Origin of the sequence: Tichowtungia aerotolerans, assembly GCF_009905215.1 — a bacterium.
GTDB lineage: Bacteria > Verrucomicrobiota > Kiritimatiellia > Kiritimatiellales > Tichowtungiaceae > Tichowtungia > Tichowtungia aerotolerans.
Genome location: NZ_CP047593.1, coordinates 507,118 through 532,742, shown reverse-complemented (window position 1 = coordinate 532,742; position 25,625 = coordinate 507,118). Strand labels below are relative to the sequence as shown.

At 56.9% G+C, this 25,625-nt stretch carries 27 protein-coding genes and 1 pseudogene; 15 read left to right on the top strand and 13 right to left on the bottom strand.

Annotated elements, in window-relative coordinates; all coding sequences use genetic code 11:
• Positions 1–43: 43 nt before the first annotated feature.
• Positions 44–2,125 carry a SpoIIE family protein phosphatase gene (locus tag GT409_RS02275; protein WP_160626546.1) on the bottom strand — a complete coding sequence of 694 codons (2,082 nt, stop codon included), beginning with the start codon at positions 2,123–2,125 and terminating at the stop codon, positions 44–46.
• A 298-nt stretch (positions 2,126–2,423) separates the two neighbouring features.
• Here GT409_RS02275 and alr point away from each other — a divergent pair, with 298 nt between their 5' ends.
• The 3 genes from alr to GT409_RS02260 all read left to right on the top strand — a co-directional run bounded on the left by alr (position 2,424) and on the right by GT409_RS02260 (position 5,128).
• Positions 2,424–3,524: an alanine racemase gene (gene alr / locus GT409_RS02270; protein WP_160626545.1), complete on the top strand. Its 1,101-nt coding sequence runs from the start codon at positions 2,424–2,426 to the stop codon at positions 3,522–3,524.
• 13 nt (positions 3,525–3,537) lie between these two features.
• Positions 3,538–4,509, top strand: coding sequence for an acetylxylan esterase (locus tag GT409_RS02265; protein ID WP_160626542.1), 972 nt, complete (start codon positions 3,538–3,540; stop codon positions 4,507–4,509).
• Between the two features lie 112 nt (positions 4,510–4,621).
• Positions 4,622–5,128 carry a nitroreductase family protein gene (locus tag GT409_RS02260; protein WP_160626540.1) on the top strand — a complete coding sequence of 169 codons (507 nt, stop codon included), beginning with the start codon at positions 4,622–4,624 and terminating at the stop codon, positions 5,126–5,128.
• Here the strand turns inward: GT409_RS02260 and GT409_RS02255 are convergent.
• The 3 genes from GT409_RS02255 to pnuC are packed head-to-tail and all read right to left on the bottom strand — an operon-like array spanning position 5,125 to position 6,984.
• The gene (locus GT409_RS02255) at positions 5,125–5,640 is read right to left on the bottom strand and encodes an AAA family ATPase (protein WP_160626539.1); all 516 of its coding nucleotides are present in this window, start codon (positions 5,638–5,640) and stop codon (positions 5,125–5,127) included. The two genes, GT409_RS02260 and GT409_RS02255, sit on opposite strands and share 4 nt — an antisense overlap.
• A 4-nt stretch (positions 5,641–5,644) precedes the next feature.
• A complete protein-coding gene (locus GT409_RS02250; RefSeq protein WP_160626538.1) occupies positions 5,645–6,349 on the bottom strand; it encodes a TorF family putative porin in 705 nt (234 codons plus the stop codon).
• Entirely contained in the window at positions 6,346–6,984 is a 639-nt protein-coding gene (gene pnuC, locus GT409_RS02245; RefSeq protein WP_160626536.1) for a nicotinamide riboside transporter PnuC, read from the bottom strand. The genes GT409_RS02250 and pnuC overlap by 4 nt, the downstream gene beginning before the upstream one ends.
• 176 nt (positions 6,985–7,160) lie before the next feature.
• Here pnuC and GT409_RS02240 point away from each other — a divergent pair, with 176 nt between their 5' ends.
• The gene (locus GT409_RS02240) at positions 7,161–7,874 is read left to right on the top strand and encodes a CpXC domain-containing protein (RefSeq protein WP_160626534.1); all 714 of its coding nucleotides are present in this window, start codon (positions 7,161–7,163) and stop codon (positions 7,872–7,874) included.
• Positions 7,875–7,952: 78 nt separating this feature from the next.
• Here GT409_RS02240 and GT409_RS02235 read toward each other — a convergent pair whose 3' ends face one another.
• From GT409_RS02235 to GT409_RS02225, 3 genes are all read right to left on the bottom strand, one after another.
• Positions 7,953–8,603, bottom strand: a complete 651-nt coding sequence (locus GT409_RS02235) for a tetratricopeptide repeat protein (RefSeq protein WP_160626532.1) — start codon at positions 8,601–8,603, stop codon at positions 7,953–7,955.
• Positions 8,604–8,650: 47 nt separating this feature from the next.
• Entirely contained in the window at positions 8,651–9,163 is a 513-nt protein-coding gene (locus tag GT409_RS02230; RefSeq protein ID WP_160626530.1) for a shikimate kinase, read from the bottom strand.
• Between the two features lie 71 nt (positions 9,164–9,234).
• Positions 9,235–9,426, bottom strand: coding sequence for a hypothetical protein (locus tag GT409_RS02225; RefSeq protein ID WP_160626528.1), 192 nt, complete (start codon positions 9,424–9,426; stop codon positions 9,235–9,237).
• A 91-nt stretch (positions 9,427–9,517) separates the two neighbouring features.
• Here GT409_RS02225 and GT409_RS02220 point away from each other — a divergent pair, with 91 nt between their 5' ends.
• Positions 9,518–9,952: an acyl-CoA thioesterase gene (locus tag GT409_RS02220; protein ID WP_160626526.1), complete on the top strand. Its 435-nt coding sequence runs from the start codon at positions 9,518–9,520 to the stop codon at positions 9,950–9,952.
• Here the strand turns inward: GT409_RS02220 and glgX are convergent.
• Both glgX and GT409_RS02210 read right to left on the bottom strand, forming a co-directional pair.
• On the bottom strand, positions 9,934–11,853 hold the full coding sequence (glgX, locus tag GT409_RS02215; RefSeq protein ID WP_160626524.1) for a glycogen debranching protein GlgX: 1,920 nt from the start codon (positions 11,851–11,853) through the stop codon (positions 9,934–9,936). The two genes, GT409_RS02220 and glgX, sit on opposite strands and share 19 nt — an antisense overlap.
• The gene (locus GT409_RS02210; protein ID WP_160626522.1) at positions 11,850–12,332 is read right to left on the bottom strand and encodes a metal-dependent transcriptional regulator; all 483 of its coding nucleotides are present in this window, start codon (positions 12,330–12,332) and stop codon (positions 11,850–11,852) included. Before GT409_RS02210 ends, glgX begins: the two co-directional genes overlap by 4 nt.
• Before the next feature lie 106 nt (positions 12,333–12,438).
• Between GT409_RS02210 and GT409_RS02205 the strand changes: the two genes are divergently transcribed.
• Genes GT409_RS02205 through GT409_RS02185 form a run of 5 tightly spaced genes read left to right on the top strand, consistent with a single transcriptional unit; the run spans position 12,439 to position 19,125 of the window.
• On the top strand, positions 12,439–12,915 hold the full coding sequence (locus tag GT409_RS02205; RefSeq protein WP_269844969.1) for a MarR family winged helix-turn-helix transcriptional regulator: 477 nt from the start codon (positions 12,439–12,441) through the stop codon (positions 12,913–12,915).
• A 52-nt stretch (positions 12,916–12,967) separates the two neighbouring features.
• The gene (locus GT409_RS02200; protein WP_160626520.1) at positions 12,968–14,080 is read left to right on the top strand and encodes an efflux RND transporter periplasmic adaptor subunit; all 1,113 of its coding nucleotides are present in this window, start codon (positions 12,968–12,970) and stop codon (positions 14,078–14,080) included.
• The gene (locus GT409_RS02195) at positions 14,077–17,118 is read left to right on the top strand and encodes an efflux RND transporter permease subunit (RefSeq protein ID WP_160626517.1); all 3,042 of its coding nucleotides are present in this window, start codon (positions 14,077–14,079) and stop codon (positions 17,116–17,118) included. Before GT409_RS02200 ends, GT409_RS02195 begins: the two co-directional genes overlap by 4 nt.
• Complete coding sequence (locus tag GT409_RS02190) at positions 17,115–18,536, top strand: TolC family protein (protein ID WP_160626515.1); 1,422 nt, start codon at positions 17,115–17,117, stop codon at positions 18,534–18,536. Before GT409_RS02195 ends, GT409_RS02190 begins: the two co-directional genes overlap by 4 nt.
• Complete coding sequence (locus GT409_RS02185) at positions 18,529–19,125, top strand: class I SAM-dependent methyltransferase (protein WP_160626513.1); 597 nt, start codon at positions 18,529–18,531, stop codon at positions 19,123–19,125. The genes GT409_RS02190 and GT409_RS02185 overlap by 8 nt, the downstream gene beginning before the upstream one ends.
• Before the next feature lie 29 nt (positions 19,126–19,154).
• Here the strand turns inward: GT409_RS02185 and metE are convergent, their stop codons facing one another.
• Together metE and GT409_RS02175 are read right to left on the bottom strand one after the other, a co-directional pair.
• Positions 19,155–21,449: a 5-methyltetrahydropteroyltriglutamate--homocysteine S-methyltransferase gene (gene metE, locus GT409_RS02180; protein ID WP_160626511.1), complete on the bottom strand. Its 2,295-nt coding sequence runs from the start codon at positions 21,447–21,449 to the stop codon at positions 19,155–19,157.
• A gap of 142 nt (positions 21,450–21,591) precedes the next feature.
• Positions 21,592–21,927 (bottom strand): annotated as a pseudogene (locus tag GT409_RS02175) (FAD-dependent oxidoreductase); the annotation flags it as partial.
• Positions 21,928–21,946: 19 nt separating this feature from the next.
• Between GT409_RS02175 and GT409_RS02170 the strand changes: the two are divergent.
• Positions 21,947–22,282 (top strand): class I SAM-dependent methyltransferase, encoded by a 336-nt coding sequence (locus GT409_RS02170; RefSeq protein ID WP_160626507.1) that lies wholly within the window; start codon positions 21,947–21,949, stop codon positions 22,280–22,282.
• 29 nt (positions 22,283–22,311) lie between these two features.
• Here GT409_RS02170 and GT409_RS02165 read toward each other — a convergent pair whose 3' ends face one another.
• On the bottom strand, positions 22,312–22,440 hold the full coding sequence (locus tag GT409_RS02165; RefSeq protein ID WP_160626505.1) for a helix-turn-helix domain-containing protein: 129 nt from the start codon (positions 22,438–22,440) through the stop codon (positions 22,312–22,314).
• A gap of 331 nt (positions 22,441–22,771) precedes the next feature.
• On the opposite strand from GT409_RS02165, the gene GT409_RS02160 reads away from it, so the two are divergent.
• Both GT409_RS02160 and GT409_RS02155 read left to right on the top strand, forming a co-directional pair.
• A complete protein-coding gene (locus GT409_RS02160; protein WP_160626504.1) occupies positions 22,772–24,058 on the top strand; it encodes a porin in 1,287 nt (428 codons plus the stop codon).
• On the top strand, positions 24,048–24,572 hold the full coding sequence (locus GT409_RS02155; RefSeq protein WP_160626502.1) for an FMN-binding protein: 525 nt from the start codon (positions 24,048–24,050) through the stop codon (positions 24,570–24,572). Before GT409_RS02160 ends, GT409_RS02155 begins: the two co-directional genes overlap by 11 nt.
• On the opposite strand, the gene GT409_RS16100 is transcribed toward GT409_RS02155, so the two are convergent.
• The gene (locus tag GT409_RS16100) at positions 24,493–24,774 is read right to left on the bottom strand and encodes a DUF2721 domain-containing protein (protein ID WP_408647946.1); all 282 of its coding nucleotides are present in this window, start codon (positions 24,772–24,774) and stop codon (positions 24,493–24,495) included. The two genes, GT409_RS02155 and GT409_RS16100, sit on opposite strands and share 80 nt — an antisense overlap.
• Positions 24,775–24,951: 177 nt before the next feature.
• On the opposite strand from GT409_RS16100, the gene GT409_RS02145 reads away from it, so the two are divergent.
• Entirely contained in the window at positions 24,952–25,452 is a 501-nt protein-coding gene (locus GT409_RS02145; protein ID WP_160626498.1) for a flavodoxin domain-containing protein, read from the top strand.
• 2 nt (positions 25,453–25,454) lie between these two features.
• Positions 25,455–25,619 (top strand): hypothetical protein, encoded by a 165-nt coding sequence (locus tag GT409_RS02140; RefSeq protein WP_160626495.1) that lies wholly within the window; start codon positions 25,455–25,457, stop codon positions 25,617–25,619.
• The last annotated feature ends 6 nt before the right edge of the window (positions 25,620–25,625 follow it).

The following is a 25,625-nucleotide window of genomic DNA, read 5'->3' as shown; positions in this document are numbered from 1 at the left end:
GTCACTTCAGCAGATCAGTGGATAAGATGTCAAATGATGCGGATTAGATGTCGGGATTGGACGGGATGTTGGGCCGGGTCAGGCCGGCGGAGATAAGACAGATATCGTCCAGCGCGGGGGCCGAGTCCATAAAGGTTTCCAGATTTTCGAGGATGTAGCCGGAGAGGTTGTCCAGTTCTGAATATTCATGGGCTTTGCGCACGGTTTCGATCAGCCGGGCCTGTCCGAACTCTTCCTGTTTCGGGTTCATGGCCTCGGTTGCACCGTCGGTGTAGAGCAGCAGGGTTTGTTCGCTGTTGATGTCCATTTCGCTGTCTTCGTAGGTGAAGTCTTCAATCAGACCGACCGCCGGCGGCTTGCCGGGGATCGGCAGCAGTCTGACGTCTCCGGTTTCCCGGTCGAGCACCAGCGGAGCGGGATGGCCGGCGGATGCGTACCGAATGACTCCGGCGAACGTGTCGATGATCAGGTGGACGGCGGTTACAAACACGGTTTCGTTGGTTTTGTTTCCGATTGCAAAGAATTCCTCATTCATCCGCTGGAGCAGTCGGGAGGGCTTTTCCGGAGTCTTTTCTATGCTGTGGAGCAGGGCGTGAAGAATGGCGGTCATGAGCGCAGACCGTGCGCCGTGTCCCATGACGTCGGCGATGAAGACCCGTACGCGATGTTCTGAGATTTTGGAAATGTCGAAAAAGTCCCCGCTGACGGAAAGTGCGGGGCGATAGATGTGGCTGAAGTGGAGATTGTAGCGGCTGGTATTCTCGATGGCGGACATGTCCGGAATGTCCTGCGGAAGAAGGGCGGTCTGAAATTCTCTCGCCATGAGCAGGTCGGAATGGATCTCTTCGGTTTTTTCCATCAGTTCACGTTCCATTTGACGCTGGAAATTCAGTACGCGCCGCCCCATGCGGATGAAGTCCTCGGACAGTTCCTGAATTTCGTCCTTGGTTTGGATGGATTCCAGATCCGCCAATGTTTCGGCGGCAGCCTGCCGGCTTTCCCACATTTCTTCAAACTGTCCCTGTTCGCTTTGCTTGATGTGCTTTACGATGCTGAGCGCCGCGCCGCGCAGCTGTTCCAGTGGCTGTGCGAACCAGTGCGTTGCGATCAGATAACTGGCTACAGCGAGAATAATCAGGGAGAAAACGGCGTATAAAGTCAGTTGGTGCAGGGTATTCCGGACCGGCATCATGGCGACGTCAAGGTCCCGGCAGACAACAACGATCAGTTCCGGAGGTGCTTCCATGACTTCCTCGTTTGTCAGCCGGATGGTAACTGAGGCGACCAGCGCTGGTTTCCCGGGAATAATCTCCGCGGTCGTCCAGTGGCCCCGGGATTCCGTTAATTGCTGCAGGACTGTCGGTGAAAGCGACGAGGCTCCCGGAATGGTTTCCCCGTCAATGCGCGTCAGAAGGCGTCCGTCCGGGAAAAAGATGTTTCGGGAAATTTCTTTATTCCATGGTGATGGAGCCGCCTGCCGGAGAATCGATTTGATATTCAGGCTGGTCTTCAGGACGCCCAGGAATTCGCTGGATGAGTCTTTGCTGTAAACCGGGGTTGCAATGTCAATGGCCAGAACCCCGGCGCTCTCATCTTTTTGGATGCTTGATAAATAGCCTTTGCCGGAGGGAAACGTCGAAGTCTTCTGCCACCAGGGTTCGTCCGCCTGCCAGTAGTCTGTGCTTTTGTTGGTCGCTCCAGTCAGTCGGCCATGACGGTCTGTGACTATGATTTCCGCGAACCACGGGTTGATTCCGTTGAACACCCGGAGATAGTCTGACAGCGGATTGGACAGAATCTCCTGGATTGTAGGATCCTGTTCCGTGAGGTTCGGCCACGCAGTATCTTTGAGAGAAACCTCCCCCATATCCAGCGGGACGGCCGCGTACTCCTTGCTTAAAGCGGCGACGGGACTGATTTCAACCCAGTCCAGAATGTGACGGAATTCCCGCTTGATTCCGGTTTGAAGGGTGTCGGCCAGCTCTTCTGCAATGGTCAGATAAAGGATTCCCTGCTGTTTCTGGTAATACGCCTTTCCAAAATGGTCGATGTATATGACCCCGATCAGGAATGGGACCAATAGCACTCCGGCAACAAAACCAATCAGCTTAACATGAATCCGCATTCCATTCTCCCATGCTGTTCACTGTTCAGGACCCTTTCAGGTCTTGAAAATAACACGGGAATGCTTTCGTGAATACTATTATTCTTGAGGTTTTCAGTTTGCCAGGACCGGCTGCTCGATTCCGTTTATGTTTCGAAGAGGCATAGGCTCAATGGGATACGGGGCTCGTGTTTGCGTGCCAAAGACAGGGTCAGGGAGCGGATGGGATGACTTTTTTCTCAACTGTTGATCGGCGGGTTTGCCAAGGCCGCTCGAATTGATTTAGAATGTTAGGCATTTATTGCGTTAAGGAGAGAGCGTGAATCATTCATGGGTGGAAATAAACCTGGGACAGCTGCGGAAAAATATTCGTTCCATTCGGTCTGCAGTCAATCCGGGGCCTGAAATTATCTTTGTTGTCAAAGCCGATGCATACGGGCACGGACTGCTTCCGATTGCTCAGGCAGCTTCGGAAGAGAGCGTACGTTGGTTTACAGTGGCCTACCTGGACTCTGCAATTGCCCTGCGGGAAATTCTGCCGGAGGCTCATTTGCTGGTGATGGGTTATATTGATCCTCAGCAGATTGATCTTCTGTTCGAAAACCGGATTTTGCCGATCATCACCGATTTGGAACATGGACTTGCGTTGGCCTCAGAGGCCCGCTCGCGCCGCAAGGTGCTGGATGTGCACCTGAAAATCGATACCGGCATGGGGCGCCTCGGCGTGCAGTGGGATGATGTCGCCGGAGCCATGGAAAAGCTGAACAGTGCCGGCGGGCTCAATGTTACGGGCGTGTGCAGCCATTTTGCGAAGGTGGAGCCGAATGCTCCGGTCGACGCCACCCTTCAGGCCGAGCGTTTCAAAGTGGCCATGGAATGCGTTCCGCCGACGGCATTTAAGCACCTGTCGAGCAGTCGTGCGGCTCTCTACTTTCCGGAATGGGACTTTGATGGAGTCCGTCAGGGCATCGACCTCTACGGATATGGCGCCGCGGACCCGGCCGGTCGCTTTCTGACCTCGCCGATTCTGGAATGGAAAACCCGAGTGGTGCAGGTGAAGTCGGTTCCCCCCGGATTTCCCGTGGGATATTACGGAACCCACACCACGGAATACCCGACCCAGATTGCCACCGTGGCGGTGGGTTATGCCGACGGCTACAACCGAAGCCTCAGCAATCGAGGGGATGTGCTGATCGGCGGTCGCCGCTGTGCCGTGGTCGGTCGGGTCAGTATGAACTGGATTACTGTGGATGTCGGGCCCGATGCCAACGTAAAGGTGGGCGATGTCGTAACCCTGATCGGGCGGCAGGGCGAAGAAGCCATCTGGGCCAGCGAGCTGTCCCAGATCTGCCGGACCATTCCGTATGAAATCTTAACCAGCATTAATTCGTCGCTGAAACGAAAATATATTGAACAATAGATGGAGAAAACCGATGCCGCTGACTTTTGATATGCCGTTTGAAGAGCTGAAGACCTATCAGGGAATTAATCCAAAACCTGCTGATTTTGATGCTTATTGGGACGCCGCACTGGCCGAGATGAACGCGGTGGATCCGCAGATCGAAATCATTCCCGATGCGGACTTCCAGCTGCCGACCGTGACCTGTTCTCACCTGTGGTTTACCGGCGTCGGCGGTGCGCGGCTTCACGCAAAACTGTTTCAGCCGAAAAATGCCGCAGAGCCCCATCCGGCAGTCCTTCGCTTTCATGGATATTCCGGAAGTGCCGGCGACTGGACCACTGGCGAAAGTATTGCCCTGTCCTCTTCAGGCTTCACGGTTGCGGCGCTCGACTGCCGCGGGCAGGGCGGGTTTTCCGAAGATGTCGGGGGCGTCAAGGGAACCACGCTGCGCGGGCAGATTGTTCGCGGGCTCGATGATGCGCCGGAAAAACTGCTGTTCCGTTCCATCTTTCTCGATACCGCCCAGCTGGCGAAAATTGTGATGGAAATGGACGATGTCGACGAAACCCGCGTTGGTGCTCTGGGCGGCAGCCAGGGCGGTGCGCTGACCCTGGCGTGCGTGGCGCTCGAGCCGCGCATCAAACGGGCCGCGCCGATCTTCCCGTTTCTTTCCGATTACCGTCGCGTTTGGGAGATGGATCAGGCCAAGGATGCTTATGCCGAACTCAAGGAGTTTTTCCGTCACCATGATCCGCAGCATAAGCGGCAGGGCGAGTTTTTTGAGCGCCTGGGGTACATCGATATCCAGAACCTCATGCCGCGTGTGAAGGCCGAAGTGATGATGGGAACCGGCCTGATGGACACCATCTGCCCGCCATCCACCCAGTTCGCCGCCTACAACAAAATCACGTCGAAAAAATCGCTGGAAGTCTATCCCGACTTCGGCCACGAAATCCTGCCCGGTTTCTGGGACAAGGCCTGCATGTTTATGCTCGGTCTCTAAGGCCGGTTTCCAGTGGTTGGAAAAAAAGTTCCAACCATTGGGAAACGCTGTTCTCTTGCGGAAGCCGGAGCGCTCCGGCATGATTCCGGGTCATAAATTTAAGGAGAAACGCATGGAAACCATTCAAGCCATCATGACGCGTCGCAGCATTCGGGCATTTCAGGACACCCCGGTCAGCGAAGAGCAGATTAAAACACTTCTCGAAGCGGCAATGAATGCGCCGAGTGCCGGCGACGGGCGGCCGTGGGAGTTTTTTGTAACCACTGATCGTGCAAAACTCGATGCGCTGGCCGCCGAAGTCGACGAAGGGAACGCGATGTTCAGGCAGTCGCAGGCCGCGGTCCTGATCTGCCTCGACAAGTCGCTCGAAGGATTCGAAGGATTCGGCGAGCAGGATTGCTCTTGTGCCGCTCAGAACCTGCAGCTGGCCGCTCAGGACATGGGGCTCGGCACCGTCTGGATTGCAGTCATCAACGTTCCGCCGCGCGTGGCGGGCTGTCGCAGTGTTCTCGGCGTGCCCGAAAAGCTGACCCCGTTTGCACTGTTCCCGCTCGGCGTTCCGGACGAAACACTGGAACCGGAATATCGTTACGACGAATCAAAAATTACAAGGCTTTAGGCCCGGATCAGTTTGTTCAGCGCGGCTTCGGCGCAGCTCAGGCGCTCCTCGCCGGTTCCGCGCACAATTTCATACGGACGATTGAGGTTTTCAATCTCAGTGCGATGCCGCTCAAAGAGCCGTTCGCGGTCGTTTGGATTTTCGCGCAACGGGTCGGGTTCCCACGGAAGATCGGGTGCGCAGAGCAGGTAAACGTGTGACGTTTCCTGCCCGACGGCATCGACGACTTCCTGAGGGCAGTGCCCGAAGACCTCCTCGAACCAGATTTTGTAGTTAATCAGATCCGTGTCGAAAATTCCCAGCGACAGGCCGGGCGGTACCTGCGCCTGCTGATAGCCGAGATGTCCGCGGAATATCGTCAGCAGGTTTTCCTCCGTGTATTCCGGCCCGTGAGCTTCGAGCCAGATGCGGGCGTATTCCAGCGCAATCGGCAGGCCGAAGCGTGCCCCAAGCTGCAGGGTGAGGCTGCTTTTTCCGGATGATTCCGCTCCAGTGAGTACAATCCTTGTCATGATTTCAGAAGGTGGTGCTGACGAATACGCCGCCATAGAACTGGTCTTCTTCGAAGGAGTCAATCACATCCAGCGCCAGGGACTGTGCGATGAACGGAGAAACGGTCCAGGTCTTATTCATTCGCACGGGAACTGCGGCTTTGAACAGCGCGTGATTGAGGCCGTCGCCGGCGGCGAAGTAGTCGAAGGAATATCCGTATTCCGCGCTGAGCGACAGCCCGACGGTGTCGGTGATCGGATGATCAAACGCGGCGACGGCGCGGGCGAGGTGTCCTTCGGCCTCGCTGTCGTAAAGGTCGCGCAGCGAGAGCGTGAACGGTCCGGCCGTCATCGTCAGGTGACCGGAAATCTCGTGAGCCTGCTGACTGGTCGGGAACGGAGCTTCGAGATAGTTGAACATGGAATAGGCCAGTCCCGCCGAGATGTGATCGGTCAGCTGGTAATCGGCTCCGGTGTAGAAGTCGATCTCGTTATAGGTTCCGTCCGGCAGGGTGCCGAGCCAGCTTCCGGCCCAGACGGTAAGCCGTTCGCCGGCGGGCATGCTGAAGTAAACATCGGCGTGCCACAGATGCTTGCTGAGCCGGTAGCCGTAGAGTACGTAGCGGCTTTCATAGCCGAGGGTGACGGTGGTGCTTATGTTGTTCCAATTCTTGGAAAAAGCCGGAATGGCGAGGCTGAACAGAAGGGAGATTAAAATCAGTTTTTTCATGATGCGGGTTCCTTTTTGACGGTCTGAAGAGATTTGTTCCACTGCACCCATCCGTAGATGCCGAGGAGGAGGAAGAAGGCGTACTGAATGGAGTAGACCGGCGAGTCTTTGACCCAGTAGATGTGAATGCCGAGCAGGTTGACGACCAGCCATCCCACCCAGTTTTCCATTCGTTTTTTCGCCTGAAGGAACTGTGAGAAGAAGTTCAGTACCGTGGTGGTGGAGTCGCGCCATAGAAGCGCCGGGACCGGAATCCAGCTGATTTGCGCGGACAGTGTCGAAATACTGACGGCCCAGAGTGCAATGCAGATCGCCGCCGCTGCGACCAGCAGCAGTTGTGTGTTGCGCGGCAGCCACACCGGAGTGAATTCTTCTTCGGTGGACGAGCCCCGCCGTGCCCAGACAATCCAGCAGTATATCTGGATCGGGATATACGCCAGATAGAGGATGCCGTCCGAGACCAGCTGCCATTGCGTGAAGGCAAGCCAGGCAGAGAGTGCGGCCCAGAGGATTCCGAGCGGCCAGCCGAAAATCTTCTGGCGGGCGATGAACAGGACTCCGGCCACGGCGCAAACGGTGGCAAGAACCTCGAGAGGGGTGGAGCCGAACAGCTCGACCCAGCGGAAGGATGTCATGTCTTCTTCTTTCTACGCGGCGGAACCGCGGCTGTGTTTCATAAAGCCGACCTTTTTAGTCACAATGGAGAGGCGAGTCAAGGGCCGTCCTGTCTCAATAAGCCGATCGGTTGACTCTGCTGCCGTCATCCCGTATGGTGTCGCGCCTGTTTTTGAACATAAAGTTGAGATGGACTATGAGTGCACAGAAAACCTATCCGATCCGCTGTCCGCAGTGCGGGCATAAACAGAATGTTGAACTGTACGATTCAATCAATGTGGCCCAGCAGCCCGAGCTGAAAAAAGCGCTGTTTGAAAACCGCCTGAACCGGGTGGAGTGCAGCGATTGTGAGGCCAGTTTCCGGATCGACAAGCCGCTGCTTTACCACGACTCCGACCGTAATATTCTGATTCACTGGATGCCGGATACCGGGGTGACCCGCGATGAAATCCTCGATGAGTTTGACAAAGCCATGGAGGAGCTTCGCAATGCCCTTCCGGAGGGAATGGAGCAGCCGCGCGTGCGTCTGGTGTTTGATCGTGTCGAGCTGGTTGAGCTGATCTTCATGATGGAGGCCGGTATGGATGAACGGGTGGTGGAATACATCAAATACACTGTTCATTCGCAGAATATGAGCCGTCTGCCTCCGGAGAAAAAACAGCTGCTGCTCAATGTGCAGGACTCCACCTCCGATGAACTTCTTTTTGCGGTGCAGGATGTGGAAACTCTGGATCTGGAGGAGGTCCTGCGCTATTCCCGCGAGGCTTACCGCAATGTCTGTAAAATGTACAAAGACGGCCCCGAAGAATTTGAGGAGCTGTTCCCGGGGCCCTACATCAATGCCCGTTCCACGCTTCTGGAAGAAGGCCGCGAAGACGCCGAATCTGAAGAGGGCGACGACGAGCTGTAGGCGGTATCGGTCCGGTTAAAAAGAAAATGCCCAATGTTCACTGAACATTGGGCATTATGCGTTGAGGATGCGAATGGATTATTCTGCTGCCATGCGCTCCAGAGCGGCTTCGGCCGGATCAGACCACGGCGAGGACGCATTCATTGCCAGAAAATCCTCCAGCGCAATCCGGGCTTCCTCTTTTTGTCCGGCAGCTTCGAGGCAGCGGGCCAGCGCGATGATTGCCGGAGCTTCCAGATAGCTGCCGGAGTTGGCGGACAGGAAATCCTTGAATTCATCGGCGGCTGCAGCGAAGTTGCCGTCTGCTTCGGTGCAGTGGGCAAGACCGAATTTGGCGATCGGGAGCAGGTCACTTCCTTTGTAGTCACGCACAAAACGCTCGTACTGCACACGTGCCTGAGCGGTTTCGCCGTCGTTGAAAAGGGTTTTTGCCAGGTCCAGCAGAGCGGCGGGGGCGGTGGGCGTCGATTTGTAGTTGTTGACGACATCTTCGAGCTGCTGAGGGGTTTTGGCTTCCTGAAGCATCTGTTCGGCTTCGGCCATCTTCGTCGCTTTGCGGGCCGAGAGTCCGTGAGAAACGAGTACAGCGACGGCGGCGGCAATCACTCCCGCTCCGATCAGCTTCCCGTAACGCTTTAAAAAATCGAGAACCTGTGCAACCTCGTGCTGTTCCAGCTCTTTGTGTTTCTGAACGTCTTTGTGTTCAGCTGTGTGGTCTTTATCCATCATGATCGGACTCCTGCAGTTAAAAAGAAGAGCATGTTAGCGGTTTAGTGTCAGTTTTCAAGTTCGTACAGTTTCAGAATCGCTTCGGCGCGGCCTTCGGAATCGAGCCGGTCGCCGTCGATCTGATGCTCGATCGCGTCGTACAGCGGTTTGCGGGTTTCGAGAATGCCGCTGATCTGCTTTTTTTTATCGCCGGAGAGCAGCGGACGGGTCGTATCGTTTTCCAGCCTTTGGAAAATTGTTTCGGGCGATGCCGTCAGGCAGACCACCAGGCCGCCGTTGTGGAAATCGGCCATATTGTCGGGGTCGAGCACCACGCCGCCGCCGGTGGAAATGATCAGCCCTTCGCGCTGGGACAGCTCATTGGCCAGCGCCCGTTCCAGCTTCCGAAAAGCCGGTTCGCCTTCGTTTGCAAAGATGTCAGAAATCGGTTTCCCGGCGCGCTCTTCAATGATGGAGTCCATATCCACCAGTTCCATACCGGTGCGCTCGGCCAGTACGCGGCCGGTCACCGTCTTACCGGTTCCCATAAACCCGATCAGGACAATGTTTTTTTTGCTCATACTTCGGTCACCCAACAAAAAACGCCCCGAAAACCGGGGCGTTATAAATCAGTCAGCCAGGCTGAAACAGCTTAGGCGCTGATTTTTTTCGGGCAACGAAGCGCCGCGCGGATTTCTTTGGTGTTCATTTTCTTGATCTGCTCCTCAGAGAGACCCAGTTCCGCCAGACGTTTTTTCTGCTGCGCAACACGATAGCGGCGCGCTCCCGGGCTTTTGACCGGACGGCGAAGCGGTTTTTTGCGCATAGCTCTGCGAATTCTCATGACTTTTCTCCAAAAACTGTTTTTTCTTAAAACGAGCGGTGTAAGCTACACAGGCTGTAGTGCCGAATCAACCTAAAAAAGGAGCTTTTAAATGGCGCGGATAAAACTCGAATTGCCTGAAACTTTTCCCTTCAGTACGGAATTGACCGTTCGCATTACCGATCTGAACTACGGCGGGCACCTCGGCAATGCCGACACGCTGGTTCTGATTCACGAAGCCCGCGTCCGGTTTTTAAAGTCCTTCGGCTACAGCGAAATTGACGTTGAAGGCTACGGCACCATCATGCTGGACTCTGTTATCCTTTATAAAGCACAGGCTTTTGCCGGCGACGTGCTGGTCGTCGAAGTGGCTGCCGGCGATTTTTCCCGCCTCGGATGCGACATTTTCTACCGCCTCACCAATAAGGAGACCGGCGCTGTCGTCGCCACTGCGAAAACCGGGGTCGCCGTTTTCGACTATCAAAACCAGAAACGCGTTTCTCCGCCTGAGGCTTTTGTTCAAAAACTTCAGGGCCGGACCGTATAAACCGCGAGACTTTGCGGCGGCAGTGTGAAGCTGTCGACCGGAGCGGAGCTCAGTTCCAGTTTCCAATCCTTGGAAACAGGCTGAGCCTGTGCTCCTGAACCTGTGTCGGGGCGCATATGTTCTTCGAATGAAACATCATGCTCCTCGTTGTTGATGAGGATGAGCAGTTCGTCTTTACCTGTAATGTGCATGCCGAGCGCATGGCCGTTATTCCAGTCGGGATCCTTCCCGTCCGGTCCAATCCATTTGACGTCGCCCTTTCCGGTAAAGAAGGTTTTGCGCCGAAGGGCCGGATGGGCCTTTCGCAAGGCGATCAGCTGTTTGGTGAATTCGAACAGCTCCTTGTTTTTTTCGAGCAGGCTCCAGTCGACCCATGAGATTTCGTTGTCCTGACAGTAGGCGTTGTTATTGCCCTGCTGGGTGCGGCCGAACTCATCGCCGGCGAGCAGCATCGGAACACCCTGCGACAGGAACAGGGTGGCGAGCAGGTTTTTCTGCTGCTGGAGCCGGCGGGCATTGATGGCGGGATTATCGCTCGGGCCTTCGACGCCGAAATTGATGCTGTCGTTGTGATTTTCACCGTCGCGGTTTTCTTCGCCGTTGGCTTCGTTGTGTTTCTGCTCGTACGAAACCAGATCAGCGAGGGTGAAGCCGTCGTGTGCGGTGATAAAATTGATCGAGTGGAGCGGGCTGCTGCCTTTGTGCCGGTAGAGGTCGGAACTGCCTGCCAGTCGCGTGGCCAGTTCGCCAACCGGATGTCTGTGATTCCAGAAGCGACGGATATCGTCGCGGAATTTTCCGTTCCAGTCCGAAAACCGTTTGCCGGGGAAGTGCCCGACCTGATAGCCGCCGCAGTCCCATGCTTCAGCAATCAGCTTGATGTGTTTCAGCGCCGGTTCCGCCTCGATGGCTTTGATCAGGGGCGGTTTTTCGAGCAGGGTTCCATCGTTTCCCCGGCAGAGAGAGGTGGCGAGGTCGAAGCGGAACCCGTCCACATGCATTTCCTGCACCCAGTATTTCAGGCAGTTGACGATGAACTGCCGCGTGACCGGATGGTTTGCGTTGACGGTGTTTCCGCATCCGCTCCAGTTCTGATAGGCGCCGTTTTTGTCTTTAAGGTAATACGTATCCTCATCCAGCCCCTGGAAATGATAGGTTCCGTCTTTCTGTTCTGCTTCTGCGGTGTGGTTGAAAACGACGTCGAGGATGATTTCGATTCCGGCTTCGTGCAGTGCCCTGACCAGCGTTTTGAATTCGCTGACGGCTGCGCCGGGTTCGGGCGAAGACGCATAGCGGCTCATCGGGGCGAAGAATCCGAGTGTGCTGTAGCCCCAGAAGTTGAGCAGGTGCTCGCGCGATCCGCCTTTCAGGAAAAACTCGAGTTCGTTGAATTCAAACAGCGGCAGGAATTCGACGGCCGTGATGCCGAGCTCTTTGAGGTAAGGGATTTTTTCGATGAAATCGAGGTAGTTTCCACTGCCGGTGAATCCGCGCAGATGCGTTTCATAGATGACGGATTTATTCAGCGGTGTGTTCGGGGGGCGGTCGGTACCCCATGCGAAGCGGTCGTCGATGATGACCCCTTTGGGAAACATTGTTCCAAAGGCGGGAAAAATCCCGGCGGTGAGACCGGTTGTGTCAGCCCATGTGCGCGGAAAGTGAACGGCCTTGGCGCAGGGGTCGAGAAGCCATTGGTTCTCTCCGTTTTTGTATAGATAAAACTGTCCGGGAGTTGCGTAAGGCACGAGCGCATGCCAGAGGCCATGTTTGCGTTTCATGGCGATTTCCCGTATCGGGGTTTCGTCTTCCGGGCGGTCAAAAAGCATCAGCCGCAGAGAGCCGGCTGAGCTGTGAATGGCAAATTCAATGCCGTGTTTGCGGAGAGTGATTCCCGGGTTCATTTTGAGTCCAGCTGGCAGGAGTCGCAGAGTGTTTGGGAGACTCCGTGCGCTGTGCAGAAGTATCCGTGTGCGCCTTCGCGCCAGATGGCCCCCCGATTGGGACATTTATCGACAAACTCTGCAAATTCGACAAAGCGTTCCAGTACATGGTCAGGGATAATATGTTCCATTTTGCAGGCAAAGTCTTCTACCTCGCCCCGTGGAATATCGAGGACATTCGTGAAAAAATTAAGCAGGGCTTTGTGCTTTTTGGCGATGCTTTTTGCGATCCGCTTTCCGGTCGCAGTCAGGGTGACGACATCGTAGGGTGCATAGTTGACCAGATTTTTTTCGGAGAGGTGTTTCAGCGCACCGGTGACCGAGGCCGGTTTTACCTTCAGGCGGTTCGCAATGTCTTTGGGTCGAGCGGCGCCCTTGTTTTCGGCGATTTCAAAAATGGCTTCAAGGTAGTCTTCTAGGCTGGAGCTAAGGTTTGTCATGCCCCGCAATATAGCAGATTTCTTCAGGGTTGCCTAAAAAAATTAGTCAGGGAATCCCGCTGCGCGGCAGGTTTTGTCTGGACAATTATGGTTAAGAAGCTTTACTATGCGTTTCATGGATTCAAAAGAAGAGCTTGCCAAAACCGCGATCCGCCAGCTGTTGCGAATTGCAAACCGCTATGCCCGCATTGAAAAAATGCCGATTTCAATCGGCGACGGCATGGAGATTACGACCCGCGAGGTGCATACGATCCAGGCGGTTGGAGAGCGCGAGCAGATGTGTGTCACCGATGTGGCCGCTCATTTCGGGGTGACGAAGAGCGCCGCGTCGCAGCTCATCGCCAAGCTTGAAAAAAAGGGGTTTGTTGAAAAGATGCCGCTTCCTGGAAACAATAAAGAGCTGCAGCTGTCATTGACGGAGATGGGCTGGCAGGCCTTTCGGGCGCATGAGACGTTTCACGGGAAAGATTTGAAGCGCCTGATTGATTTGTTGGGGGCGTATCCGCTGCAGCAGATTGCGACGCTTTCGGTGATGCTGGAGGCGATCGGTTCGATTATGGATGAGCGGCTCGGCGAGTCCTAATTTTTTTATTCAAATAGTTAAGCAGCTTAACAAAATGAGGGAGAGGTATGACATGAAGAAGAGGGGTCGATTTGCGGCCGGTTTGGCCGGCGGAGCAGTGCTTGTGCTTTTGAGTACGGCAGCCCTGAGGAGCAGAGGGGTGCAGGGTGAAGAACCGGAACCGGTTATTCGTCCGGTTCCGACCTGTGCGGCCCGGGCATTATCCAGCGATTCGGTTCGCCGGTTCCCCGGCACGGTCCGCGCGAACCGGCGCGTTGAGCTGGCTTTTTCTGTTTCCGGTTTGCTGGAGCAGCTCAACGCCGGGGAGGGACGCAGTATTCGCAAGGGGGAAACCATTGCCCGGCTGGATCAGCGCGACTTTCGGTATGCGCTGGATCGAGCCCAGGCAACGCTCGCCAACGCCCGGCAGGAATGGGAGCGCTATACCCGGTTGCGGGAACAGAAGGTTGCGACGGACGCGGAATACGAAAGTGCCCAGGCCGCGTATGATATTGCGCTGGCGGAGTTTCAGATCCGTCAGAAGGCCTTGGAGGATACGGTGCTGTGCGCTCCTTTTGACGGCATGATTGTACAGCGCCATGTCGAAAACCATGAGCACGTACAGGCCAAGCACCCGATTGTTTCGTTTCAGGACATTTCGCTTGTTGAAGTGCTCTTTCAGGTTCCGGAGCGGCTTATTGCGCAGGGCGGAACGGAAGTCTTCAAGTCGCTGCAGGTTTGCTTTGATGCTGACAGCGGCCGCTGGTTCCCGGCCGAAGTTCGGGAGCACAGCGCGAAGTCCAACCGCATAACGCAGACCTACGATGTGGTTCTTGTGCTGGCTCCGCCTGCAGACCTACGCGTCTTGCCCGGCATGACAGCCACGGTGCGGGCAGGGATTGCGACGGCGCCCGCCGCATTGCAATTTGCTCATAACGCCACGCGAATCCCGGTCGAGGCATTATGCCGTGGGGGCAGCGGAAAATCCTATGTGTGGGTCATCGATCCGGCCGGCGGAACGCCTCGGAAGGTCTTCGTTGAGTCCGCCGATTTTTGCGGCGATTGTGTTGATGTCCGTTCGGCTCTGCGGCCCGGAGAGCAGGTCGCCGTTGCCGGTTTGCACGCCCTGCGGGAAGACATTCCGGTGCGCCCGCTGGCCGCCGGGAAGGAGGGGTTGGACGGATGAACCTTGCCAGACTAGCTGTTCAAAACAAAGCGATCATGCAGGTGCTCCTCGTACTGGTTTTGCTGGGGGGAATCCTGGCTTACGGCAGGTTGGGACGCCTGGAAGATCCGGAATTTACGATCAAGGAAGCGGTCATTTATACGCAGTATCCGGGGGCAACGGCGGAACAGGTCGAGCTGGAAGTTACGGAGCCGATCGAAACGGCGGTTCAGCAACTTAAGCAGCTGAAGGAGGTGCGGTCTATTTCGCGCGCCGGGCTGTCGATCGTTTTTGCGGAAATCAAAGAGGTTTACGATAAGGAGACGCTGCCCCAGGTCTGGGACGAGCTGCGCCGCAAAGTCGGCCATGCCGGAGAGGGCCTGCCGCCCGGCTGTTGCCCGCCGATGGTCAATGATGATTTCGGCGATGTCTATGGCGTCTACTTTGCGCTGACCGGTGACGGCTATTCGCAGCACGATCTGCGGGAGATTGCCCTGGATCTGCGTCGCGAGCTGCTTCTCTGCCGGGATGTCGGCCGGATTGATTTCTGGGGGCTGCAGCCCGAGGTCGTTTACATTGAAATCGATCGCGTCAGGCTTGCGCAGCTGGGACTGGATCCAACTGTACTCTTCAACGCGATTCGACAGCAGAATGCCATGACGGATGCGGGAAAGGTGGCTGTCGGCTCTGAGGATGTGCGCCTGCGTGTCAGCGGGGACTACACGGATGTGGATGAACTGGCCGAACAGCTGGTTCAGGGCGGCCCGGACGGCCGCATGATCCGGCTGAAGGACATTGCCCGCATCGAGCGGGGATATCTTGACCCGCCCGTCGAGCTCCTGCAGTGGAACGGGCAGGACGCGGTGGGGATCGGCATTTCCACGGTGTCCGGCGGCGACGTGATTGCCATGGGCAACTCCATCGCCCGGCGGCTCGAACAGCTGAAAGGGCGGGTTCCCCTGGGAGTTGAGGTTCATTCTATTGCACATCAGTCCGAGACGGTAGAAAAGGCGACCCGCGGTTTTGTGCTGAACCTGGTGGCGGCGGTGGCCATTGTGATGCTGCTGTTGGTTTTGTTTATGGGCTTGCGGGAAGGCTTCATTATCAGCGTGGTTCTGCTGCTGACCATCCTGGCGACGTTTTTGTGCATGGATGCCATGGGGATCACGCTGCAGCGCATTTCGCTGGGGGCGTTGATTATTGCGCTGGGCATGCTGGTGGATAATGCCATTGTCGTGGCCGAAGGGATTGTCATTAAGTCCCGCTGCGGGCAGAGCCGTGCGCAGGCGGCTGAGGAAACGGTTCGCGAAACGCAATGGCCGCTGCTCGGCGCAACCGGAATTGCCATCCTGGCATTTGCCGCGATTACCTTGTCCAAAGACATGACGGGCGAGTGGCTCAAGAGCCTCTTTCAGGTCATCTGTATTTCGCTGGGGCTCAGCTGGGTGTTTGCCATTACGGTGACTCCGTATTTGTGTGTTGCCATTTTGCCGGAGCGACTCGGCTGTGAGCATGAGCCGCGGGGCAATCGTTTCGCGCGCGGCTACCGGCGGTTTGTCGGTTTGTGTATTGATCACCGGCGCATTTCGCTGGCGGCGGTGGGCGCCTTGCTGATGGTTGCCATGTGGGGCTTTGGTTTTGTTCGGCAGGACTTTATGCCGGACATGAACCGACCGCAGATTACGGTGGACATCTGGATGCCGGAGGGAACCCATATCAGCCAAACCGCCGACGAGGCGGCCGCGGTGAGCGATTATATTCGCACGTTGGACGGAGTGGAGGATGTGGCGAGTTTCGTCGGCCGCGGGCCGCTGCGGTTCCTGCTGACCTATGAACCCCAGATGCCGAGCAGCGCCTACGGCCAGTTATTGGTGACTCTGGATGATTATCAGAAGATTCCGGCGCTGCGGTCGCTCCTGACCGCTTACCTGAACGAACACCATCCGCGGGCCGTGACCAGTGTTGATGCGTTCAAGCTGGGGCCCGGCGGCGGCGCGGTGGTGGCCCGCCTCAGCGGGCCGGACGGCGAGGTGCTGCGGGAACTGGCGGGGAAGGTGAAAGCGGTCATGGGATCGCATGAGAACGCCCGCAGCATTCGGACCGACTGGGGAGAGCCGGTAAAAGTTCAAACCGTTTGCCTGTCCGATGCGCGTGCCCGTGAGGCCGGCCTGGGCCGGACGGCGATTGCCCGCTCGCTGGCGATGAACTTTTCCGGGGCCAACGTCGGCGTGTATCGTCAGGACGACGATCTGCTGCCGATTGTCCTCCGTCCGCCCTGCGAACAGCGGCACGGAATCGGGAATATTGGAGACATTCAGGTTTGGAGCGGTGCGCGGCAGGATTGGATTCCGATCGAGCAGGTCACGGACGGACGGCATGTGGAGTGGGAAACGCCGGTGGTTCATCGGCTCAACCGCATGCGCGTTCTGCGCGTTTTCTGCAAGCAGATCCACGGCACGACCGACAGCCTGCTGCGGCAGCTGCGCCCGTCGATTGAAGCCATCGATTTGCCGGAAGGCTACACGCTGGAATGGGGCGGCGAACACGAAGAGCAGGTCGAGGCGAACAGTAAGCTGATGTCCAATGTTCCGATCGCGTTTGCCGCGATGTTCCTGATTTCGGTTCTGCTGTTTAATACCTTGCGCCACCCGCTGATTATTTTTCTCGGGCTGCCGCTGGCCGTCATCGGCGTGGCGGCCGGCATGCTGCTGGCGGACAAGCCGTTCGGTTTCATGGCCATGCTGGGATTCCTCAGCCTGTCCGGGATGCTCATCAAAAACGAGATTGTCCTGCTGGATCAAATCAACATCGAGCTGGCGGCCGGGAAAAAACCGTACCGCGCCGTGCTGGATTCCGCCGCCGGGCGCGTCCGGCCGGTTTGTATGGCGGCGTTCACGACGGTGCTGGGGATGACGCCGCTGCTGTGGGATGCGTTTTTTGCCCCGATGGCGGTGACGATTATGGGCGGGCTGGCGTTCGCCACCGTGCTCACGCTGGTCGTCGTGCCGGTGCTCTACAGCACGTTTTTCAAAGTTTACAGAGAGGAGGTGTCACGTTGAAAAAGCGGTTGTACAGACACGTCGTATTTGCAGTCGCCGCCGGTCTGGCATTGACCGGCTGCGTTTCATCGAGCGATGTGCGTCAGGAAATCAGTTCCGCCCGCACGCAGGCGTTTCGGGAGTGGGAAGAACAGCGCAAGACATCGGACGGGGACGCTCCGCTCGTCAGCGGGCAGCTCTCACTTGAAGACGCGCTGAAGTTGTCCTTAGCGCACAACAAGGCTTTGCTGGCGGCCACTGAGGCGCGGGGGATCGCGCGCGGGCAGCTATTGTCGTCGTACAGCGGTTTGCTGCCTGCAATTTCGCTGCTCGGCTCGTACACGCGCCATGATGACGACGCATACGATCAAAACGCCATGGGCTCGCTGGATGAATATTCCTCCGGGATTCGGATTACGCAGCCGGTTTTCAGGGGTGGGGCCGCCCGGGCTGAACTCCGGCGGGCGCAGCTGCAGGCCTGCAGCAATGATGAATACATTCGTCAGATCACTGAGGAGACGCTTTTGAGCGTCGCGTCCAACTATTATCACGCCTTGCTTGCCCGGCAGCTGCTGACGGTTGCTGAGGATGCGGTGGCGTCGGCGGAAGCGTATTTAAACGAGGTGACCTGCAAGAGAGACAGCGGTTTGGCGACTGAATACAGTGTGCTTCGGGCCCGCGTCGATGTGGCGTTGTATCAGGCGCAGATGATTCAGCAGCGCAGCCGGCTCAACGTGCTCACGACCCAGCTGTTGACTGAGATGGGAGTTCAGCAGGACAGCTGTGTTGAGTTGTCGGGAACGCTGGTCTACCGTCCCATGAAGCCGGTTTTCGAACAGGCGATGGAGCTGGCGTATCAGAACCGGCCGGATCTGGGGCGGGTGCAGGCGAATGTTCGGATGAGCGAAGAGGCCATTCGCCTGGCCGCCGGCCGTTACTGGCCCCAGGTAAACGCTTTTGCCACCGGCGGGTGGGCTCGCCCCGATCCTTATGAAAGCTCCCGCGATGCGTGGGGTTCGCAGGCTGCGGCGGGCGTCTGCGTTGAATGGCCGCTCTTTGACGGGCTTCTGCGCGAGGGCCGGATGGTTGAAAGCAAAGCCGCATTGCGTCAATCCCAATTTGAACTGCTGGATGCTCAGGAGCGGGCCGCGCTGCAGATTCGCCAGGCCATCCTGAAGCTGCGTGATACGGAAGAGTTCGTTGAGTCGCAGCGGATGAACCTTCAGCTGGCCCGGGAAGGGTTGCGTCTGGCTGAGATCGGATATCGCAACGGAGTGAACACGGAAGTTGATATCACGGATGCCCGTTCGGCGCTGACTCGTGCGATGGGGCTGCATTATCAGGCGATCTGTGATCATGCCGTCGCCCGGCTGATGTTGCAGTCGGCTTGCGGCATGCTGTCCGAGGGCGACGAGTTTAAAGGAGTGACTGATGAATAAGTACAAAGCAATGCATAAGAACTGTAAGCGCGGACGTCCCACCAGTTATGGGATGCAGGATCCGGAGCTTGTGTTTAACGAACTGGCGCTGAAAGCCGGTGATGTCTTTCTCGATGTCGGCTGCGGGGTGGGCGATTATTCGCTGCACGCGGCGAAGCTCGTGGGCGACTCCGGGCGAGTGCATGCGCTGGATCAATCGCCGGATTTGGTGCGCTCGTTGGCCGAGCGCGCAGAGGAGGTCGGCGTTTCAAATTTGACCGTCACCGTCGCGGATATCACCCAGCCGCTGCCCGTGCCGGACAGCTCGGTCGATGTGTGTTTTGTCGCGACTGTTTTGCACATTCCGGGTGTTAAAAAACATGCGGATCAGTTGTTTGCCGAGCTGCGCCGCGTGCTCGTTGATGGCGGAACCGCCGTCATCATCGAATGCAGCAGCAAGGATTTATCGTTCGGTCCGCCGGAGGCCATGCGCCTGTCGGAGGACGAGGTTGAAGCGATGGCTGCGCGGTGCGGTTTCGAGGCGACGAAGCGGGTGGATTTAGGCTTCAATTACCTGATTAATCAACAGCTTGGGCAACCGGGGGGTTAAGCCGGTTGCTTTTTTAGAAGGGGGCTGGGTTATGCTCTCAGCTGTTTGGCGGCGGCGACCATATTGGTCAGTGCAGCGCGGGTTTCGGGCCAGGCGCGGGTTTTAAGTCCGCAGTCCGGATTCACCCACAGCCGTTCCGCCGGAATGGCCTGCGCGGCTTTTTGCAGCAGCTCAACCATCTCTTCAGCCGATGGCACGCGCGGCGAGTGGATGTCCCACACGCCGGGGCCGATCTGGTTTGGATAATTGAAATCCTGAAACGCGCCGAGCAGTTCCATGCGCGAGCGCGAGGCTTCAATTGAAATGACGTCGGCGTCGAGCGCGGCGATGGAATCGATGACTTCGTTGAATTCGCAGTAGCACATGTGCGTGTGGATTTGTGTTTCGTCGTGCACGCCGCTGGTGCTGATGCGGAAGGCTTCAACCGCGTTGCTCAGATAGGCGGCGTGGTCGGTTCTGCGCAGCGGCAGGCCTTCGCGCAGCGCGGGTTCGTCGATCTGGATGACCTTGATGCCGGCGGCTTCGAGGTCGTTCACTTCGTCGCGGATGGCGAAGGCGATTTGCTTCATGGTTTCCGCCCGCGGCTGGTCGTCGCGCACAAAGCTCCATTGCAGGATGGTGACAGGGCCGGTGAGCATGCCTTTCATCGGGGTCTCGGTGAGCGACTGGGCAAAGACGGCCCAGTCGACGGTCATCGGCTTCGGGCGCGAGACGTCGCCGAAGAGAATCGGCGGTTTGACGCAGCGCGAACCGTAGCTCTGCACCCAGCCGTTGCGGCTGAAGACATAGCCTTCGAGCTGCTGGCCGAAATATTCAACCATATCGTTGCGCTCCGGTTCGCCGTGGACGAGGCAGTCGAGACCGAGTTCCTCCTGTTCGCGGACAACGCTGCGGATTTCGTTTTTCAGGAACTGGGTGTATTCGGCGTCGCCAAGTTCGCCCTTGCGGTGTTTGGCGCGCGCCTGCCGGATTTCGGTTGTCTGCGGGAAAGAGCCGATGGTTGTCGTTGGGAACAGCGGGAAGTTCAGTGCGTCCTGCTGTTTGACGATTCGCTCGGCGAACGGGCTTTGGCGTTTTGCATCGTCGGGTGTTGATGCGGCGCAGCGTGTTTTCACGGTCGGCACGTGAATGCGCGGGCTGGTGCGGCGCGCGGCGGCGGCCGCCGCGTTGGCCTGCCATGCCGGATCGCTTCCCGCGGATTCCAATCTCTGGAATTTCGCGAGTTCAGCGAGTTCGCCGAGTTTTTCGTCGGCGAATGCCAGCCAGTTTTTCACTTCGTCGTCGAGTCCGGTTTCGGCTTCGAGGCTGACGGGTGTGTGCAGCAGCGAGCTGGAGCTGGAAACGAGTACGCGCTCGGCGCCGAGTTTGCTGACGGCTTTCGAAATGAGCGCGTTGGATTTTTCGTAGTCGTTTTTCCAGATGTTGCGGCCGCTGACGACGCCGAGCGAGAGCGTCTTGTCGGCGGGCAGTTTTTCGAGCAGCGCGTTGAGCTCGCCGGGCTCGCTGACGGCGTCGCAGTGGATAGAGGCGACGGGCAGGGTGAGGGCGGTGTCGAGGTTGTCGCGCAGTCCGCCGAAGTAGGAGGTCAGGTGAATGCGCGGCGCGACGGCGGCGAGTGTTGAGTAGGCCGGGGCGAAGGCCGTACGCTGTGCGTCGGTCAGGTCGAGCGCGAGCACCGGCTCGTCGAGCTGGACGCTTTGCGCGCCGACGTTTTTGAGCTGGGCGAGAACGCTTTGGTAGACCGGCAGCAGGCGCTCGAGCAGGGTGAGTGCGTCGAAATCGCCGTCGGGTTTACTCAGCAGCAGGAAGCTGATCGGTCCGAGCAGGACGGGGACGGTTTCAATGCCGAGTGTTTTGGCCTGGAGATATTCGTCGACCGGCTTGGTGGAGCTGAGTCTGAAAAACTGATCCTTTTGGAGCTCGGGGACGAGGTAGTGGTAGTTGGTGTCGAACCATTTGGTCATTTCCAGCGCGGCGGTTTCTTCGATGCGCCCGGCGGCTTCGGCGGGCGGCACGCCGCGCGCGGCGGTGAAGTAGATGGGCAGGTCGACGTTGCCCCCGCCGAAGCCGATGCGTTCGGGCAGGGCGCCGACGAGGCAGGCGGTGTCGAGGACGTGATCGTAGAAGCTGAAGTCGTTGGACGGGATGAGGTCGATGCCGGCGTTCCGCTGCTGTTTCCAATGTTTGGAACGCAGTTGTGCGGCGGTTTCGGCCAGCTCGTCCTGAGAAATGGTTCCGGCCCAGTAGGCTTCGACGGCCTTTTTGAGTTCGCGGTTGGCGCCGATGCGCGGATAGCCAAGGGTACGTGTTTGAATGGGTTTCATCTTTAATCTCCAGTTGTGTTCAGTGCCGCGCTTTATATATCCGTTTATCCGGATAGGCAAATATAAAGCGCCGCTTATTTCCCACGGGCTCTGGCGGCGGAACCGCCGCCTTCCTGTTTTGATCTGGCGGCGGTTAACGATTTCAGCGCGGCAGGGCAGCGATGTTGCCGCGGGCAAAATCCTCAAAAACACTGAGCCCGGCTTTGGCGCCTTCGCCCATGGCGATGATGATCTGCTTGTAAGGGACGGTGGTGAGGTCGCCCGCCGCGTAGATGCCGGTTGTGCCGGTGCGGCAGTGTCCGTCCACCACGATCTCTCCCAGTGAATTCAGTTCCACCAGATCCGCAAACGGGGCGCTGTTGGGAACGAGGCCGATCTGTACGAAGATGCCGTCGGCGGAAACGGTTTGGGTTTCGCCGGAGGCGCGGTCGGTGTATTCGATGCCGGAAACCTTGGCGCCGTCGTCGAGCACGCGCGATGCGGCCGGCGTTTCAAATTTGACCGTCACCGTCGCGGATATCACCCAGACGCTGCCGGTTCCGGACAGCTCGGTCGATGTGTGTTTTGTCGCGACCGTTTTGCACATTCCGGGTGTCAAAAAACATGCGGATCAGTTGTTTGCCGAGCTGCGCCGCGTGCTCGTTGATGGCGGAACCGCCGTCATCATCGAATGCAGCAGCAAGGATTTGTCATTCGGGCCGCCGGAGGCCATGCGCCTGTCGGCGGACGAGGTTGAAGCGATGGCTGCGCGGTGCGGTTTCGTGGCGGCGAAGCGAGTGGATTTAGGCTTCAATTACCTGATTAATCAACAGCTTGGGCAACCGGGGGGTTAACCCGGTTGCTTTTTCAGAAGGGGGCTGGGTTATGCTCTCAGCTGTTTGGCGGCGGCGACCAGGTTTTTGAGCGCGGCGCCTTTTTCCTCTGCCACCATGAAAATGGTTTCCAGATAATCTTCAAGGCTGGAGCTGAGTTCTATTTTTTTCTCTGACATATCCTTATATATATCAAACATTTTTAGTCTTGACTAATCTTATTTGTCTGATTAGCCGGAATTAGATTTTGTCTTTCAAGCCACCTGACCGCTGACGTCGGCCCTGTCATTGGTCTTTTTCTGTGATTATGGAAATGAAGATTTTCCGGCAGGTATTGGCGGGGCCGGGTGCTCTCCGGCAGAGGCGATCCGGCGCAGGCGGACGAAAGACGTGCGCCGGCCTTTATTTATAAAAAATCTAAATAAGCGGTTGATTTAATTTTAGTCGCAGCTGAAATTATTCGCCATCTCGAACAATAATGCATGTTTCACGAATGGAGAAGGAGGGGATATGAAAAAGGTGTTGTGGGTTGTAATGGCCGGATGGCCGGTGGTCGGATGTTTTGCGCAGGATGTTTCTTCGCAAACGCTCGAAGAGCGGATTTTAAGGCTGGAGCAACGGTTTGAGCAGGAGGCTGCGGCTCGCGAAGCAAAACTGCTCAAGCGAATCGATGAGTTGGAGGAACAGGTGAAAGAATTGTCCGAAGAGTCGACTGCGCCGGTTGCGGTTCGCGATGAGTCGATTATACAGACCCGCATGGATTCGCTGGAGGAACAGGTTGCCATTCTGTCTGAGGAGCAGGATTACAATCCGCTGAAAGGTATCACGCTGGGCGGTTACGGAGAGCTGCATTACAATGCGTTAAGCGGATCGGGCGGTGCGAGTGACAAGCGGGAGATTGATTTCCACCGATTCGTATTGATGGTCGGCAAGGAATTTAACGAACGGATTCGTTTCCAGTCCGAGCTTGAGCTTGAGCATTCTTTGTCCGGTGATGGGGAACCGGGGGAGGTTGAACTCGAACAGGCGTATGTAGACTTTGACCTTAACGATCACCATACCGCACGGGCCGGTCTTTTTCTGCTGCCGGTCGGACTGCTGAACGAAACGCACGAGCCGACCCGGTTTTACGGCGTCGAGCGCAATCCGATTGAAAAGAATATTCTGCCGACCACCTGGTGGGAAGCGGGGGCGGGGCTGTATGGGCAGTTGAGCGACTCTGTGAACTATGCGGTATATTTGCATTCAGGGCTGGCGACATCCGGGGCTGACAGTTATTCGGTTCGCTCAGGTCGCCAGAAGGCGGCTAAGGCCCATGCTTCTGATCCGGCGGCTACCGCTGCGCTGAGCTACAGCATTCCCGGCGTAACGGTTGGCGGAAGCGTGAATGTTCAGGGAGATGTGACGCAGGGGGAAGCCGGTGCCGAGAAATCCGAGGCCTGGATGGGGGAAATTCATCTGGATCTGGCTCGCGGTCCGTGGGGATTGCGTGCTCTGTACGCGCAGTGGAATCTTGAAGGGGATGCCCCGGCTGCTCTGGGTGCAGACCGGCAGTTTGGGTGGTATATTGAACCGTCATATCGAATCACCGATACCCTGTCAGTTTTTGCGCGTTACAACCAGTGGGATAATACGGCCGGATCAAACGGTTCTGCTGGCGGGAAAGAGCAGGTTGATGTCGGTGTCAACTGGAAGCCGCACGAACAGGTCGTTCTTAAAGCAGATTACCAGTGGCAGAACAATGAAAACGGCCAGGATCAGGACGGTTTAAACCTCGGTGTGGGATATGAATTCTAAATGCCGGCAGATTCTGCTGTTGATCTGGTTGAGTCTTGCCGGCCTCAGTCAGTCAGGTGTGGCCTCGGACAGTTTTGTTCAGGGGGTGCTTGGAGAACTGCCTGCCGAAGAGAAAATCCTTCTTCGGGGAGAGGTTCTTGATGCGATTCGCACGGTATACGGCAACCGTTATCCGGCCTCTTCCGTATCATATTGGGAAAAGGCCGGCCGGCGGGTCTGGATCCTGAAGTCCCGGGGTAAACATGGATATGTAGAGGCCGGATTTGTAACTGAGGCCGAGCGCCTTGTCCGCGTAAGAGTTCTCGACTCAAAAGAGGTGCGCGGCAAAGTCATCGAGACCGAGCGTTTTCTCAAGCAGTTTGTCGGCTCCGGCTTGGACGAAACGCATCAGTTGGATCAGCGTGTTGACGGCGTGAGCGGTGCAACGGTCTCTGTTAATGCGCTGAAGAAGATGGCTCTTGTCGCTTTGGTGCTGGATTCTTTTGTATCAGACGGAATCTCACCGTGCCTTTAAGAAGGCCGGTGCCGAAGATGATTTCGGCACATGTGACCCTGTTTGTATCGATGAGGAATATGCAGAGGACACACAGTGGCAGGCTGGTGATGCCGAGCGCCTGTATGGCGCGGATGAGGTGAAGGCATTTGCGCAGGTTGTTGATCAGACCGCGCAGAATTTCGTCGCGGTTATGCAGATGTAGGTTGTGCAGCTGTCGCACAGGTACTGCATGGCATATAGACCGCAGAATCAGCGGGCTCGTTAAGCAGGGCGGGCGTGTCGCGGATCACATCCCTTTTAGAAAAAAATCCTGTTTATATTTAATCTAAAAAACGCTTGATGCATTTTTTAGTCATGACTAAATTAATTCGCCGTAACAAAAAAAACAGGAGTGGTGATGAAAACAATAATTGTATATGGGAGCACAACGGGAACTGCGGAAGCGGTGGCTCTGGATCTTGCAGGAGCATTTTCGGAAGTTGCTGTGATATCGGCTGGAGAGGTGGCCGAAAATGACCTGATGGGAGTGGACCTGCTGATTCTAGGAGCTTCGACATGGGGGACTGGCGATCTGCAGGATGATATGGATGCATTGCTGGATCAGTTCAGCAGCTGGGACGTGAACGTAAAGACTGCTGCGGTGTTCGGGGTGGGGGATCAGTTCACCTATGCCGACACTTATGTGGATGGGATGGCTGATATGGCCGCCGCCCTGAAAAACAAAGCCATTGAGATGGTTGGTACGTGGTCGGCCGAAGGGTACGGCCATAATGCATCGCGAGCTCAGGCTGGAGATGTATTTATTGGACTGGCTTTGGATCAGGACAATGAGTCGGACAAAACGGCCGGTCGCATTGCGGAGTGGGCGAAACAGGTTATGGAAGAGGTCGGAGCATAAGTATGCGGGTGTTCGGTCATCTTCAGCATGAATACTGCAAAGGTTTTCACAATCAGGCGCTGCATACGGCCGCTGCGGAAGATGTCGATATCGCGGTTCGCCGGATCGGAAAGACGAACCTCCGTCAGTATATACCGGACGAGGTGTTGTCCGACCGGGACAGATGACATCAA